Annotated in this window: 12 protein-coding genes; all 12 read right to left on the bottom strand. The window is 59.0% G+C overall.

Annotation, left to right across the window (positions count from 1 at the left end):
• Positions 1-70 precede the first annotated feature (70 nt).
• Positions 71-463: a flagellar protein FlhE gene (flhE, locus tag ADJ24_RS04480; protein ID WP_023312248.1), complete on the bottom strand. Its 393-nt coding sequence runs from the start codon at positions 461-463 to the stop codon at positions 71-73.
• Positions 463-2541, bottom strand: a complete 2079-nt coding sequence (gene flhA / locus ADJ24_RS04475; RefSeq protein WP_023312249.1) for a flagellar biosynthesis protein FlhA — start codon at positions 2539-2541, stop codon at positions 463-465. The genes flhE and flhA overlap by 1 nt, the downstream gene beginning before the upstream one ends.
• A complete protein-coding gene (flhB, locus tag ADJ24_RS04470) occupies positions 2534-3682 on the bottom strand; it encodes a flagellar biosynthesis protein FlhB (RefSeq protein WP_023312250.1) in 1149 nt (382 codons plus the stop codon). The genes flhA and flhB overlap by 8 nt, the downstream gene beginning before the upstream one ends.
• A 146-nt stretch (positions 3683-3828) precedes the next feature.
• Positions 3829-4473: a protein phosphatase CheZ gene (gene cheZ / locus ADJ24_RS04465; protein WP_023312251.1), complete on the bottom strand. Its 645-nt coding sequence runs from the start codon at positions 4471-4473 to the stop codon at positions 3829-3831.
• A 10-nt stretch (positions 4474-4483) separates the two neighbouring features.
• A complete protein-coding gene (gene cheY, locus ADJ24_RS04460; protein ID WP_008500431.1) occupies positions 4484-4873 on the bottom strand; it encodes a chemotaxis response regulator CheY in 390 nt (129 codons plus the stop codon).
• A gap of 17 nt (positions 4874-4890) precedes the next feature.
• The gene (locus ADJ24_RS04455; RefSeq protein WP_023312252.1) at positions 4891-5940 is read right to left on the bottom strand and encodes a protein-glutamate methylesterase/protein-glutamine glutaminase; all 1050 of its coding nucleotides are present in this window, start codon (positions 5938-5940) and stop codon (positions 4891-4893) included.
• Positions 5937-6803: a protein-glutamate O-methyltransferase CheR gene (gene cheR, locus ADJ24_RS04450; protein ID WP_023312253.1), complete on the bottom strand. Its 867-nt coding sequence runs from the start codon at positions 6801-6803 to the stop codon at positions 5937-5939. Before cheR ends, ADJ24_RS04455 begins: the two co-directional genes overlap by 4 nt.
• 19 nt (positions 6804-6822) lie before the next feature.
• The gene (tap, locus tag ADJ24_RS04445; RefSeq protein WP_023312254.1) at positions 6823-8424 is read right to left on the bottom strand and encodes a methyl-accepting chemotaxis protein IV; all 1602 of its coding nucleotides are present in this window, start codon (positions 8422-8424) and stop codon (positions 6823-6825) included.
• Between the two features lie 44 nt (positions 8425-8468).
• Positions 8469-10136, bottom strand: a complete 1668-nt coding sequence (tar, locus tag ADJ24_RS04440) for a methyl-accepting chemotaxis protein II (protein ID WP_023312255.1) — start codon at positions 10134-10136, stop codon at positions 8469-8471.
• A gap of 84 nt (positions 10137-10220) precedes the next feature.
• A complete protein-coding gene (locus ADJ24_RS04435) occupies positions 10221-11183 on the bottom strand; it encodes a Csu type fimbrial protein (protein ID WP_048702261.1) in 963 nt (320 codons plus the stop codon).
• Positions 11180-13564, bottom strand: coding sequence for a fimbria/pilus outer membrane usher protein (locus ADJ24_RS04430; RefSeq protein WP_023312257.1), 2385 nt, complete (start codon positions 13562-13564; stop codon positions 11180-11182). The genes ADJ24_RS04435 and ADJ24_RS04430 overlap by 4 nt, the downstream gene beginning before the upstream one ends.
• On the bottom strand, positions 13540-14295 hold the full coding sequence (locus ADJ24_RS04425) for a fimbrial biogenesis chaperone (protein ID WP_023312258.1): 756 nt from the start codon (positions 14293-14295) through the stop codon (positions 13540-13542). Before ADJ24_RS04425 ends, ADJ24_RS04430 begins: the two co-directional genes overlap by 25 nt.
• Between the last annotated feature and the right edge of the window lie 8 nt (positions 14296-14303).

The following is a 14303-nucleotide window of genomic DNA, read 5'->3' as shown; positions in this document are numbered from 1 at the left end:
ATCAAAAGGAGAGGTCAGTTTTGAGAGCCAGCCATCAGAATGGCCTGATGGCTGGTGAAAAGGCAGGGTATTAGCGATAGTTCACGATGACGGAATTACTCTGGACTTTCAGCGCCGGGATTAAACGTCCCCCGCCCGGCACTTCCCAGATGAAACGCAAAGGTTCAATAGCCGGTACGCCGTTGAATGCCTGCGTCGTGCCATTTTCGCCGTCGATTTCCGTGCAGCGAGTCTGAGAACAAAGGCGCACCCGCAGCCCTGCGGGCGTTGGGCCAATCAGCCGGTAATTCCAGACCACAAGACCCATCAGACCGGAAACCTCTTCAGCAGGCGCCAGCGGGTTAGATGACATGGCAACACCCCGGTTGCTGAGGGTCACCCCCATGCTGCTTGCCTGCCAGGTGCCCTCCCCGGCAGCGTACGCCGCCAGCGGGAAGAGCAAAATCCAGAGCCATTTACGCATTATTTTCCTCCAATCGTCGCGGTCATGCGGATATGACGGTTATCCGACAGCTCCATATTCGACAGCACGACCAGCTGATTCAGGCTACGACGCAGGAAACGCGACAGCAGCGGACGCAGCGCATGATTAACCAGCAGCACCGGCGGTGCGCCCAGCATCTCCTGGCGCGCCAGCGCCTCCTGCGTTTGCGCCAGTAGACGGTCCGCCAGCCCCGGCTCCAGGCCGCCCCCGCCCTGCAGGGCCTGCAGCAGCAGACGTTCAAGCGGCGTATCGAGGCCAATAACCTGCACTTCTCCGGTTCCCGGGAACCACTGCTGGGTGATCGCACGACCCAGCGCCACGCGTACCACCGCCGTCAGCTCGTGCGGATCGTTTTGTATCGGCGCATGCTCGGCAAGGGTTTCCAGAATAGTGCGCATATCGCGGATCGGCACTTTCTCTTCAAGCAGGTTTTGCAGCACCTTGTGCAGCGTGGTTAAGGTCACCACGCCCGGGACCAGATCTTCCGTCAGCTTCGGCATCTCCTGCGTGACGCGGTCCAGCAGCTGCTGCGCCTCCTGACGGCCAAACAGCTCTGCCGAGAATTGCCCAATCAGGTGATTAAGATGGGTCGCCACCACGGTACTGGCTTCAACAACCGTATACCCCTGGATTTGCGCCTGCTCTTTCAGGGCACTTTCAATCCAGATAGCGGCCAGGCCAAAGGCCGGGTCGATAGTTTGCTCGCCCGGAAGCGTGCCCGCGGCGGTGCCCGGGTTAATCGCCAGCCAGCGGCCCGGATAGGCATCACCGCTGCCAATTTCGACACCTTTCATCAGAATGCGATAGCGCGCGGGCGGCAGGTCCATATTGTCGCGGATGTGAACAACCGGCGGCAGGAAGCCCATATCCTGCGCGAATTTTTTACGGATACTGCGGATACGGCCAAGCAGCTCGCCATCCTGCTGGAAATCGACCATCGGAATCAGGCGATAGCCCACTTCCATTCCCAGGGAATCTTCCAGCTGAACGTCGTTCCAGGTCGCTTCGACGGCCTGGGTATTCTCCGGCATTTTTACCTGAACAGGCTCCGCTGCCGGTTTGGTTTCACGACCGCGCATCCACCAGGCAAGCCCCAGCAGACCTGCCGTAAACAGCAGGAAGACGAGGTTTGGCATCCCCGGCACCAGACCGAGCAAACCCAGAACGGCAGCGGCCAGCAGCATCACGCGCGGGTTGCTGAACAGCTGGCCCACCATCTGCTCGCCAACGTCCTGATCGGTACTCACGCGGGTCACAATCACACCCGCCGCAGTAGAGATAACCAGCGCCGGGATCTGCGCAACCAGACCGTCACCAATGGTCAGCAGCGTATAGCTTTCCGCCGCGTGGCCCATGTCCATCCCGTGCTGCAATACCCCCACCAGCAGGCCGCCGACCACGTTAATCACCATGATTAGAATGCCCGCGATGGCGTCACCGCGCACAAACTTGCTCGCACCGTCCATGGAGCCGTAGAAGTCCGCTTCCTGCGTCACTTCCGAACGGCGTTTTTTTGCTTCATCTTCGGCGATAAGACCGGCGTTCAGGTCGGCATCGATCGCCATCTGTTTGCCCGGCATCCCGTCCAGCACAAAACGCGCGCCCACTTCCGCAATACGCCCTGCACCTTTGGTGATAACCATAAAGTTGATAATAACGAGGATAACGAACACCACGATACCGATAGCGAAATTGCCGCCCACCAGGAAGTGGCCGAACGCTTCAACCACTTTACCTGCCGCTGCCGCACCAGTGTGACCTTCCATCAGGATGATACGCGTGGACGCGACGTTCAGCGCCAGTCGGAGCAAGGTGGTAAACAGCAGAATGGTCGGGAACGCGGCAAACTCCAGGGTACGCTGGGTGAACATCGCCACCAGCAGCACCATAATGGACAGCGCAATATTGAAAGTGAAAAGCAGATCGAGGATGAACGCCGGGAGCGGCAGTACCATCATCGACAGAATTAGCAGGATCAGAATCGGCCCGGCAAGGATTTGCCATTGGGTCGATTTCAGGTTGCCGGGCAGGCGCAACATTGCCACCAGATTAGCCATCAGAGTCCTTCTCGTTCATAAAATCCAGCGCGGCAGGCACCGGAAGGTTTTCAGGTTTTACAGGCCGCTGACCGCCAGCCAGACGCCAGCGCTTCAACTGCCACACCCAGGCCAGCACTTCCGCCACGGCGGCGTAGAGTTGTCCCGGGATCTGTTGTCCGATATCCGCATGGCGGTAAAGGGCACGCGCCAGCGGAGGGGCTTCCAGGATCGGCACGCGGTGTTCTGTGCCAATTTCCCTGATACGGAGTGCGATCAGCCCCGCCCCTTTCGCAACGACTTTCGGCGCACTCATTTTGTTTTCGTCATAGCGCAGCGCAACGGAATAGTGCGTTGGGTTGGTAACAATGACGTCGGCCTTCGGCACATCTTCCATCATGCGGCGACGGGCGGCGGCACGCTGCATCTGGCGGATACGCCCTTTTACGTGCGGGTCACCTTCCATCTGCTTATATTCGTCACGGATATCCTGACGCGACATGCGCAGCTTTTTGAAGTGGGTATAAAGCTGGAAGATCACGTCAAAACCCACCATCGGGATAATGCTGAGCACCACAAGCAGCGCGCAGAGCCCGACCAGATTCAGCGCGTTGCTCATCGCGGTGAGAGGCGATTCGCTGATAAGACGCATCATTTCTGGCCAGTGGTACCAGAGGTAAAAGCCTGCGGAACTGCCCATCAGCACCGATTTGAGGACGGCTTTGAGCAGCTCAGCCCCGGTCTGCGCAGAGAACATTTTCGCAATACCCGGCAGCGGGTTCAGTTTGGAAAATTTCGGTTGCAGCGATTTGGCACTGAAAACCAGACCGCCGAGCATCACCGGAGAGACCAGCGCGACCAGCACGACCCCGGTAATCAGGGGCAACAGCGCGACCATGGCCCCCTTAATAAGCTGAATAATCTGGCTGAGGATCAGATTCGGATCGTTGACCATGCTGTGGTCAAAACGTAAGCCGGTGGACAACATTCCCGCCAGCTTTCGGGCGAGCGACTCCCCGCCCCACCAGATAATGCACACCCCTACGATAAGGATCAGCAGGGAGGTTAATTCTCGGGATCGGGGGATCTGCCCTTCCTCACGCGCTTTTTCTAGCCGGTGGGGTGTGGGGGCTTCCGTTTTGTCGTCGTTCTCTTCTGCCACAGTGCATGCTCAGCCCATTACGTCACGGGTATCATGCCAGCGCAGCGGAAATCCAATGGCGGGAAAAGCCCGATTATTCGGGCTCTTTTCGGTGATTTTGTCGTAACCTGCCTCAGGGGAGCGTCCCCCTGAGGCGGAATGAACAATCAGAAGCCGAGGCTGTCCAGCAGATCGTCGACCTGATCCTGGCTTGCCACAACGCCCGCCTTGCTGGCGTCGAGCTGTGGACCATTGAGCAGGCTTTCGTTCTCGCGTTTTGGACGGGCTGCCGGTTCCGGAATGTTCTCCAGCAGAACCATCAGCAGCTGACGCTCAATCTCCTGGATAACATCCATCATGCGCTTGATCACCTGACCGGTGAGGTCCTGGAAATCCTGCGCCATCATGATGTCCAGCAGCTGGGCGTTGGTGAAGCTGGTGTGGCCCGGCACATCACCCAGGTACTGACGGGTATCCGTCACCAGCTCGCGGGCATCCGCCAGCTCGATAGGATTTTCAAACCACTCGTCCCAGCGTTTGCTCAGCGCTTTCGCCCCCTTTTCCATCGCATCCTGGTGCGGCTGTGACGCTTCAACGCTGTTCAGCGCACGTTCCGCGGCCTGAGCGGTCATCTGCACAACATAGTCCAGACGATCGCGGGCATCAGGAATGGCTTCCGCCGCTTCGGCAATCGCCTGATCCAGACCCAGCTCGCGCAGGCTGTCACGCAGCATGCGCGTCAGGCTGCCGATGCGGACGATAATATCGCTCGGCGAGTGTTCTTCAACGGGTTTCATAGCAGGTTGCAACATTTCCATCACCTCACATGCCGAGTTTCTCGAAGATCTTACCGAGCTTCTCTTCCAGGGTTGCCGCGGTGAATGGCTTCACCACATAGCCGCTTGCGCCCGCCTGTGCAGCGGCAATGATGTTCTCTTTTTTCGCTTCTGCAGTAACCATCAGAACCGGCATAGACGCCATTCCCGCATCGGCACGAATGGTTTTCAGCAGTTCCAGACCGTCCATGTTAGGCATGTTCCAGTCGGAGATAACAAAACCAAACCCGCCAGCCTGCAGTTTGTTCAGCGCATCAACGCCGTCTTCTGCTTCTTCAACGTTGTTGAAACCCAGCTCTTTCAGCAGGTTGCGCACGATGCGACGCATGGTGGAAAAGTCATCCACAACCAAAAACTTAAGCTCTTTATCCGCCATAAAATAATACTCCTGAGTCAAATACGTATTGCCTGTCCGGCACTGATTTTCGCCAGCATCTGCTGGCTTACCTGGCTAAGATCGACCACTTCGCTCACGCCACCCATATTGATGGCCTCGCGCGGCATGCCGAACACCACACAACTTGCTTCATTCTGCGCAATCGTCCAGGCGCCAGCCTGGTGCATTGCAAGCATTCCGGCGGCACCATCGTTGCCCATCCCCGTCAGGATCACCCCAACGGCGTTGCGCCCCGCATGTTTCGCCACCGAATGAAACAGCACATCCACCGACGGACGGTGCCGGTTGACCGGCGGTCCGTCATGAATTTTGATTTGATAGTTAGCGCCGCTGCGCGCCAGCTCCATATGCTTGTCGCCCGGGGCGATATAGGCATGTCCCGGGAGCACTCGCTCGCCGTCTTCCGCCTCCTTCACGCTGATCTGGCACAGCTTGTTCAGGCGTTCGGCGAACGAACGGGTAAAGCCTGGCGGCATATGCTGAGTGATCAGAATACCCGGACTTGAAAGCGGCAATGGCTGGAGTACATGACGAATTGCCTCTGTTCCTCCGGTTGACGCCCCAATAACGAGCAATTTTTCCGAGCTGAGTAAGGGACCGGCCTTTAGGGTCGCAGGCGCGGCCAATGGCGTATGGGCAGCAAGCTTCGCACGCGACGCGGTGCGGATCTTCTCCGCGATCATTTCGCTGTAGGCCAGCATCCCTTCGCGTATGCCGAGCTGCGGTTTGGTGACAAAATCCACCGCCCCCAGCTCCAGCGCGCGCAGGGTGATTTCCGATCCTTTTCCTGTCAGGGAGGAGACCATCACCACCGGCATGGGCCGAAGCCGCATTAATTTTTCGAGGAAATCTATGCCATCCATGCGCGGCATCTCGACATCCAGCGTTAGCACGTCGGGGTTATATTTTTTAATTAAATCCCGCGCTACCAGAGGATCGGGCGCAGTGGCCACCATCTCCATGTCGCTGTGGCTATTGATAATTTCAGTCATGATCTGACGCATCAGCGCTGAATCATCGACAGACAACACCCTGATTTTACTCATGCTTTTTCCTTACTCAGCGCATATACCGTTTGCCCACGCAGGCTAAACTCACGCGCGAGGTTGCTGAAGTTTTCCGAGTGCCCGGCAAACAGTAAACCGTCAGGCTTGAGCAACGGAACAAACCGACGCAGAATGTCCTGTTGCGTCGTTTTATCAAAATAGATCATAACGTTACGGCAAAAAATGGCGTCGAACGGCCCCGGCACGTTGTACTGCTTATCCAGCAGGTTAACGGGCGCGAATTCGACGCAGTTCGCCAGCTCCTGGCGTACGCGCACCAGGCCTTCATGCGGGCCCGTGCCGCGCATGAAATAACGCTGCAGCTGCTGCGGCGACAGCGTTTTCAGTTCATCCTGGCGATACACGCCGTTACGCGCCTTCTCCAGCACCTCGGTATCGATATCGCTGGCGTAGACTTTCCAGCGTCCGGGCGTCATGCCCAGGGTGTCGGCAAGGGTGATCGCCAGGGAGTACGGCTCTTCACCCGTCGAGGCGGCCGCACTCCATACGCGATATTCCCCGGTGCGACGGCGGGCGTGCTCGGCCAGAACCGGGAAGTGGTGAGCTTCACGGAAAAACGCCGTCAGGTTGGTGGTTAACGAGTTAATAAAAGCCTGCCACTCTGCGCTGTTCTGGTTCGCCTCGAGCATGCTCAGATAGCGGCCAAAATCATCCAGCCCCAGCGTACGCAAGCGCCGCACCAGACGGTTGTAGACCATGTCCCGCTTATGATCCGCAAGCACGATCCCCGCACGCTGGTAGATTAACTGACATATCCGACGAAAATGCGCGTCGGACAGCGCGAGGCGCTGTGTCATCTGCAACAATAATGACGTTTGCCCAGGGGGCATTGGTGATGTCATAGCGCCTTCTTAATTACATTCAGGATACAACTGGCACGGCCTGCGACCGCCCGACTTCAGTTACTGCTTCAACGTGCTCTTTGACATTAAATACCGCGACCAGTCCGGTCAGACGATCCGCCTGGCTTGCCAGTTGGTCGGTTGCCGCTGCCGCTTCCTCAACTAACGAGGCGTTCTGTTGCGTCACCTGATCCATCTGGCTGACGGCCTGGGCTACCTGCTCAATGCCGCGACGCTGTTCGTCCGACGCCGAGGCAATTTCGCCCATAATGTCGTTAACCCGCGTCACGGAGGTGACGATCTCGTGCATGGTTTTCGCCGCCGTATCCACCAGCGTTGAGCCCTGCTGAACGCGCGAGACCGACTCTTCGATCAGCACCTTAATTTCTTTCGCCGCGTTGGCGCTGCGGCTCGCCAGGTTACGCACTTCCCCCGCCACCACCGCAAATCCACGCCCTTGCTCACCGGCGCGCGCCGCTTCCACGGCGGCATTCAGGGCCAGAATGTTGGTCTGGAACGCGATACCGTCAATCACGCTGATGATGTCGCCAATTTTCTGCGAGCTGGTGGCAATCTCCTGCATGGTGCTGGCGACATGGGACGCCTGGTCACCGCCTTTCTTCGCCGTCATCGCCGCCTGTTTTGACAGATCTGAAGCCTGACGCGCGTTATCGGCGTTCTGGCCTACCGTCGCGGTCAACTGCTCCATGCTGGCCGCCGTCTGCGCCAGCGAGGCCGCCTGCTGCTCGGTGCGGGACGAGAGATCGTTGTTCCCCGCCGCAATCTCAGAGATCCCGGTGTGCATGGCATAGCTGCCCTGCCGCACGTCGCTCACCGTTTCCCGCAGCGATCCCTGCATCGCCTTCAGGCTGGCAAAGATCGCCGAAATTTCATTCTTGCCGAACACCGCCACCGGACGCGCCAGGTCCCCTTTCGCAATACTGTCGAAGTGGCTGCTGATAATCGCCAGCGGCTGCACGATCATTCTGCGCGACCAGAGCAGCGCCCCGCCGGTCAGCAGCCCTGCCAGAATCACCACCACCGCAAAGATGACGCCCGACATGTGATAGCTTTGACGGCTCTGGTCACCGGCACGCTGAACAGACTGGTTAATATCCTGCTGCCACGCGTTAAAGCTGCCGTCAAACGCCGCCTGAGACGCCTGAACCGGTGCGGTCATAAAGTCCGAAAGCTGGTTGTTCTCAAGCCACGTCGCCTGGTGGTCCAGATCGCTATACCACTGTTCAAAGTTCGTCTTCATGGCGGCCTTCAGCGCTTTCTCTTTCTCGCTGTCGGCGGCCTGCGCCGTAAAGGCTTTAAACTGTGCGTCAGCCTGCTTCAGGCTGTCGCGCGCGGTCGCCATCAGCGCTTTAATGTCATCCGGCGGATAACTCAGCGCGGTTAAGGTTCCCGCCTTGTTCAGCGCAGTGCTTGCCTGCAACAGCACAGCACGCGTTTGTGCCAGTGCGGAGCGCTGCTGATTACTCGCCTCAACTTCCTGCAAATTCTGATAGCCATCGCGAAACGCCCAAAAAGACAACCCGTTACTGCCAACCTGCAACACACCGCAAAGGATCAGAATCAAAAACAGTGTGGTCGAGATACGAATACGATTTAACATCCACGCTCCCATCAAGCGGCAAGCAGCCGCGGTTTAATTGTCAGTCAAAATGTTTCCCAGTTTTCATCTTGTCCGGTCGTCGCGGTGCGCGTACGGTTTGCAGCCGATTCAGCGGCTGGCGCGCGATACGTCGCCTGCGGGGTGACCGAGTTTCCAGCGAGTGAAGCGAGACGAAACGCCGAGACGGCCATCTTCAGACGGCTCGCCTGGTCTTCCAGAGCAGCGGCCGCCGCAGCGGACTCCTGCACCAGCGCGGCGTTTTGCTGTGTCACGCGATCCATTTCCGATACCGCCAGGGCAACCTGGTCGATACCACGACTCTGCTCATCGGACGCAGAGGCGATTTCACCCATGATGTCCGTCACGCGGGTAACGGCATTCACGATGTCATTCATGGTCTCCCCGGCGCTTTCCACTAGCACGGAGCCGGTATCCACGCGGGAGACGGAATCTTCAATCAGGGACTTGATCTCTTTTGCTGCGTTGGCGCTGCGGCTGGCCAGGTTGCGTACTTCCCCGGCCACCACGGCAAACCCGCGCCCCTGTTCGCCCGCGCGCGCCGCTTCCACGGCGGCGTTCAGCGCCAGAATGTTGGTCTGGAAGGCAATGCCGTCGATGACGCTGATGATGTCGGCGATTTTCTTCGAACTGTCTGCGATTTCGTGCATGGTTTTCACCACACCATCCACCACGCGTCCGCCGCGCTGCGCCGTCTCGGAGGCGCTTTCTGCCAGCTGAGACGCCTGGCGGGCGTTATCGGCGTTCTGCTTCACGGTCGCGGTGAGCTGCTCCATGCTGGCGGCCGTCTCTTCCAGGGCGGAAGCCTGCTGCTCGGTTCGGGATGAGAGATCGTTATTCCCCATCGCAATTTCGCTGGTGCCGGTATAGATAGCCTCTGACCCGTTGCGCACGTTGGCGACGGTTTCGATTAACGAACGCTGCATATGGTCAACGCTGTTGGCCAGCTCGGTGATCTCATTGCGCCCGGAGACGGTCAGCGTTTTGGTCAGGTCACCGCCGGCAATTTCGCGAATATGGGCAATGACGCGCCCGAGAGGGTTCAGCAGGATATGGCGAATGCCGTACCAGACCGCAACCAGCACAATAACCAGCGCCAGCGCCATCACCGCCATCTGCCATTTCGCAAAGCGGTAGTCATTCTGGCTTTCCGTAAAGGCCGAGTGATAGAGATCGCCGCTGGCCTTCGCGTATTCCCCCAGCGCCGCGCCAAGTGCGTTTTGCATCCCCTGCGTCGGCTGCGCGAAATAGGCGTCCATATTGCCGCTCTCCAGGAACTGAATCAGCTCTGCCAGACCGGCATGATAGGCGTTGTATTTTTCGTCAATGTTCTGGCTCACCTGCTCCATTGCAGGCTGTGGGGTAATCTTTTTAAAGGCGTCGTAATGTTTAGCGGCATCAGCGAGGGTGGCACGGGCATTTTTCAGCAGATCGGTTTTCGCGCTGCTCTGCTGATTGTTCGGGTCCATCATCATGCGCGCGGACGAGCGGCTCAGGTTGATGCGCGTTTGCAGCATCAAATCCCACGTCGACGTGAGCTCACTCTGCTGCAGGCGGAGATCGTTCGAGGCCGCGAAGCTGTCCTGGTTCTGTTTTAATGACGAGAAAAAAAGCCCGCCGGAGATGAGCTGAAGAAGTGCGAAAATGACCAGCACCATCATGAGCATTGTGACAACGCGGATACGGTTCAACATACAACACCTTCTCATAGATTTATTAACGGTGTTATCGGCACAGCCCACAGGAACTTTACATTTGCGAAAGGGAAAAGCGCGGGGTTAAAACGCCACATCGACAATCAGCGTGTCGGTGTAGGTTCCGGCGGGCGGCGTGGCCTGATTGGTCAGGACCTTAGCGGTGTAGTTGAAGGTGCGCAGTAAACCGTCGCTACTGACCTGGGACGATACCGCGCTGGACCAGCGCTCGCTGCCGCTGCTGCCCCAGCGGTTACCGGTGGCTTCCTTATAGATGTCGTAGCTCATGGCGTTGCTGCCGCTCACCATACGCCGCACGTTGTTCAGCGCGTTGGCGCCGTTATTAATGCCGATGGTATACGAACTTCCTTTGGTACAGGTGACGGCAATGGCCTGTGAGACGGTGGGAAAACTTTGCACCAGCGGCGCGCTGTTGAAGTTCACATCTGGCGTTGTCATGGCGCTGCAGTCGTTGGTGACGGTCATATCGAGCAGGATGGTGGTTGTCGCGGTTCCCGTCTGATTGATTGTGCAAACGCCGAGCGCGCCCACGGAGCACACGCTGTAGTTAATACTGAAGGTTAACTGCACCTGATATGGCCCGGCAGTGACGTTTTGCCCGGCGACGGTGCGGAAATAGAGCGGAATGTTGTACTGCTTTGACCCCAGCAACCCCAGCAGGGTATTCCCGCTCCAGGTATACGATTTACTAATCTGTACCTCGCTGCTGCTCGCGCATCCTGATAACCCGCACAGCCGGGTGGGGATGACGTCGGTGATGGCCGCATTATCCGTGCGTTTCATCGTTGCCCGACTGCTGCCCGAAACCGATGCCGCGGTGTAGGTCAGCGTTACCGAGTCGCTGGTCAGCAGATTCAGCACGGCATCGCAGGCCACCACCAGCGTACCGGAGGTTTGAACTTCCCCGGTTCCGCTGAGCGCGAACGAGGTGACGCTGCCAAACGACGCATTAACCGTGCTGACAGTACACGCCACCCAGCCGCCGCCGGAAAACAGCAGCAGGATCAACAGCAGCAGGCGCGTCATGGCGCCTCCCGGCAAATCAGCGGCCCGTAGGTTTTCAGCTTATGCTCCGGATTAGCCCCCACGGTCAGAGTAGTCTTGCAGCGCCTCCCGTCAGGTGCGATCACCTCCAGCGGGTTCACATCGCTGAGATTTTCCAGCCAGGCGATGCCGTCATACCCCACCACCGCATTGCTGCGCGAGGCGCGTCGAACCTGGCTTCCCACCGGCAACGCCTTCCCGCGCGCGTCATGCAGAATAACGCTTGCCACCCGCTCCTGCTCCATCGGGAAATCGACCAGATAGCCGCTGTGACGCCGAATCGCGATCCGACGTTCAGTCTCTTTCAGACGGGTATCCGCCGGCAGATTCAGAGTATCAATCCGGTAGCTTGCCGGGTAATACGCCGACACCCCGCTCACCAGCAGGTAGCCGTTGTTATTGGTTTTACCGACGGGCTGGTTCTCATAGCTGACGGGCACGTCAGGGTGGCCGTCGGTACTGATGACCACAAACGCATCGTTGATCTTATTCGCCGCGAACAGCTCGCCGTCCATAAGCACAATGGCGCCCATCGCCTCGCCCCACCAGGTCATGGTATTCCTTTCGCCATAGCCGCCGCCCTGCAGCTCGATATTGTTATTGCGCCAGCCCAGCGTACCCTGTTGATAATCACTGGATCTCGACTGGTTGGCCCAGGCCATGTTCCAGCTGAACCCACCGTCAGAAAGCATGGAGTGGTTGTAGTTAATGCGCTGGGTACTGCCTGCATCCGGAGTGTTTTCGACGGTGACGGCAGCGCTGTCGCGTGCCCCCAGCGGCACCTGCAGCGACAGCGCGACCGTCCAGTCTCCCCGCTGCCGATCCCGGCTGCCGGCCAGATAAATGCTGCTCGCCCCCCACAGGTTGCGGCTCCAGGAGAGATTAAGCAGCTCGGTTTTTTGGCTGTCAAAACTCTCCACGCCGATCCAGGCTGCACCGATGTTGCCGTACCGTCCCAGATTGAAGGTCAGCGAATACTGGTCCGTATTACGGCTAAAGCTGGCGATGGGCTTATCGTTTTCGTCATACACCGTCGGCTGGTCGTAAAGGGCGAGATTGCCAAAGCCGCGGTCGCGACGCGTGTGCTGGGTGGCGACGCTAAACTCGCTGGTACTGTACTGGTAACCCCAGTTGATTTGCCCGCCCGCATCACCGCGCATGCGGCTTTGCGAGTAAGAGGTATTCACCACGCCAAACTGGCCGAGTTTTATCACCGTCCCCGCGCCGCCCAGCGCCAGCTCCTGCGCCCCTTCCGCGTGGCCCTCGAGGGTTAGCCAGTCCGTCATTCCGTAGCGATACGAGCCGCTGCCGGCTGCCGGACCGTAGTCAAAATTCTTGATACCGTAATTACGCCGCAGGCTGCCGAGCGTCACGGCGCCGTCGCTCAGCCCTTGCTTAAGCAGGTCGCTGGTGACGTAAAACGGTAGCGTGGTGCTTACCTGGCGCCCCAGCGCATCCGTCGTGACCAGCACCGCATCCCCGGCCCCGTTGATATAGGGCAGATTGGTCAGGGTGAAAGGCCCCGGCTGAAGCTGGGTTGAACCGGAGCGATAGCCGTTGATAAAGAGATCGACCGAAGTGGGTACCGCGGCTTCCCCCGCGAACTCGGGCAGCGGCCATGTCACCAGGTCAGGACGCAGGGAGAAATCCCGCCCGACGCTTATCCCCCCCATTCGCACGCTGGAGCTCCAGCTCAGGGCATCGCTGATCACGTCCCCGGCGCTCCAGCTCATCGCGTCATCTTCGTTAGTGAACAGCAGGGTCGTGTCATAGCGGACATACCCTTCCTGCTGGCCGTGGTTACCGGTGAAATTTTCCCGCGCGTAACCGGTCGAGGAAAACGAGCCGTTCTCGTTGAAGTAGCGGAACTCATGCCAGATCGACGCCTGGCCGCCGATATGTTCCGTGTGGTTGGTGTAGAGATCGTAATTCAGCAGCGCCCCGCGCCCATAGTGAGGTTTGGCCTGCGCCGCTTGCGCGCTGAAAGGCGTCACGCGGGCCGTCACCCAGTCGCGGGGAACGGTCAGCAGCAGGCGCTGCGCGGCGCTGTCGTACTCCACCCGAACCTGAGCAAGCGAGGAGAGATTTACCTCGCCGGTGGGAACGTGCGCCGGGGGCAGCCCCGCGCGCAGCAAATCGGCGCTGGAGATAAAGAAAGCGCCTTTACGCTGCGTCACGGGCACGACCAGGCCGGTGTCGTAGTGATTGACCACGATGGCCAGCTGGAAAACCGCTTCATCATTTATCGCCTGTGCCTGGGGAGGCGGCGGTAAACTGTCGTCGCCGGGCCCGGCCAGTGTCGCGGAACTGACGCATAGCAGTATCATCATCGCCGGCTTCAGTTGACGGGCGTCGACTGCCATTGTTCGTCCCTGGCATTAATCTGCGCGCTCATCCGCTCTGGCTGACGAACGCCAGCGGGTATAGGCCAGCTGCGGGTGCTGCCCGGCAGGACGTAACCCAGCAATCCCTCCGCCACCGTGCGTTTCTGACCTCCCTGCTCCAGCGCCACCTGGCTCAGCCTGACGTGGACATTACCCCGATTTTTGACCTCCAGCGCAGGCTTACCCTCCGCCTGCGTCACCCGCCAGCTCAGGTTTTGGGTCTCCGCCAGCGCGTGATGCGCGCCCTCTTTGATGGTCGGGATCCCCTGTCCATATACGAACAGAGGGATGGAGTAACGCATCTGCAATTTCAGGCCGATGGCGGGTTCAGCTTTGGCATCTGGCTGGGGGATTTCATCGACGATAATGCGATAGGCCTGTTCGACCCCTGCAGGAACCGTAGCCTGTTTGATAAGGCGAATGAGCTGCTTGCTGCCCGTGCCAATCGTGACGATGGGCGGGCTGGCGACCACGTCCTGCTGCGCGGTATAGCGCTCGTGTCCGTCCTCCTGCTTCCAGCGCACGATGCGGACCTGCATCGTCGTGGCGCTGTTTCCCTGGTTCTGGATCCACAGTTCCGTGGCGTTGGCGTCCGCCGCAAGCCAGGGATCGATGGGCCAGAGCAGGATGGTGGCAGCCGCCTGCGCCTGGCCAGCAACCGCCATACCCAACGCGCCCGCCAGACAAACCGGTCTGAAAAATGGCTTCATCAACACTC

It is taken from the genome of Enterobacter sp. 940_PEND, from assembly GCF_001059415.1.
GTDB lineage: Bacteria > Pseudomonadota > Gammaproteobacteria > Enterobacterales > Enterobacteriaceae > Enterobacter > Enterobacter cloacae_M.
This window is presented reverse-complemented; position numbering and strand designations above follow the sequence as displayed.

Bases quoted from the DNA above. Each gene is read 5' to 3' on its own strand.
- tap (WP_023312254.1), bottom strand. From the start codon at position 8,424: ATGTTAAATCGTATTCGTATCTCGACCACACTGTTTTTGATTCTGATC.
- cheZ (WP_023312251.1), bottom strand. From the start codon at position 4,473: ATGTTGCAACCTGCTATGAAACCCGTTGAAGAACACTCGCCGAGCGAT.
- flhE (WP_023312248.1), bottom strand. From the start codon at position 463: ATGCGTAAATGGCTCTGGATTTTGCTCTTCCCGCTGGCGGCGTACGCT.
- tar (WP_023312255.1), bottom strand. From the start codon at position 10,136: ATGTTGAACCGTATCCGCGTTGTCACAATGCTCATGATGGTGCTGGTC.
- flhA (WP_023312249.1), bottom strand. From the start codon at position 2,541: ATGGCTAATCTGGTGGCAATGTTGCGCCTGCCCGGCAACCTGAAATCG.
- ADJ24_RS04455 (WP_023312252.1), bottom strand. From the start codon at position 5,940: ATGAGTAAAATCAGGGTGTTGTCTGTCGATGATTCAGCGCTGATGCGT.
- ADJ24_RS04425 (WP_023312258.1), bottom strand. From the start codon at position 14,295: ATGAAGCCATTTTTCAGACCGGTTTGTCTGGCGGGCGCGTTGGGTATG.
- ADJ24_RS04435 (WP_048702261.1), bottom strand. From the start codon at position 11,183: ATGACGCGCCTGCTGCTGTTGATCCTGCTGCTGTTTTCCGGCGGCGGC.
- cheY (WP_008500431.1), bottom strand. From the start codon at position 4,873: ATGGCGGATAAAGAGCTTAAGTTTTTGGTTGTGGATGACTTTTCCACC.
- ADJ24_RS04430 (WP_023312257.1), bottom strand. From the start codon at position 13,564: ATGGCAGTCGACGCCCGTCAACTGAAGCCGGCGATGATGATACTGCTA.
- cheR (WP_023312253.1), bottom strand. From the start codon at position 6,803: ATGACATCACCAATGCCCCCTGGGCAAACGTCATTATTGTTGCAGATG.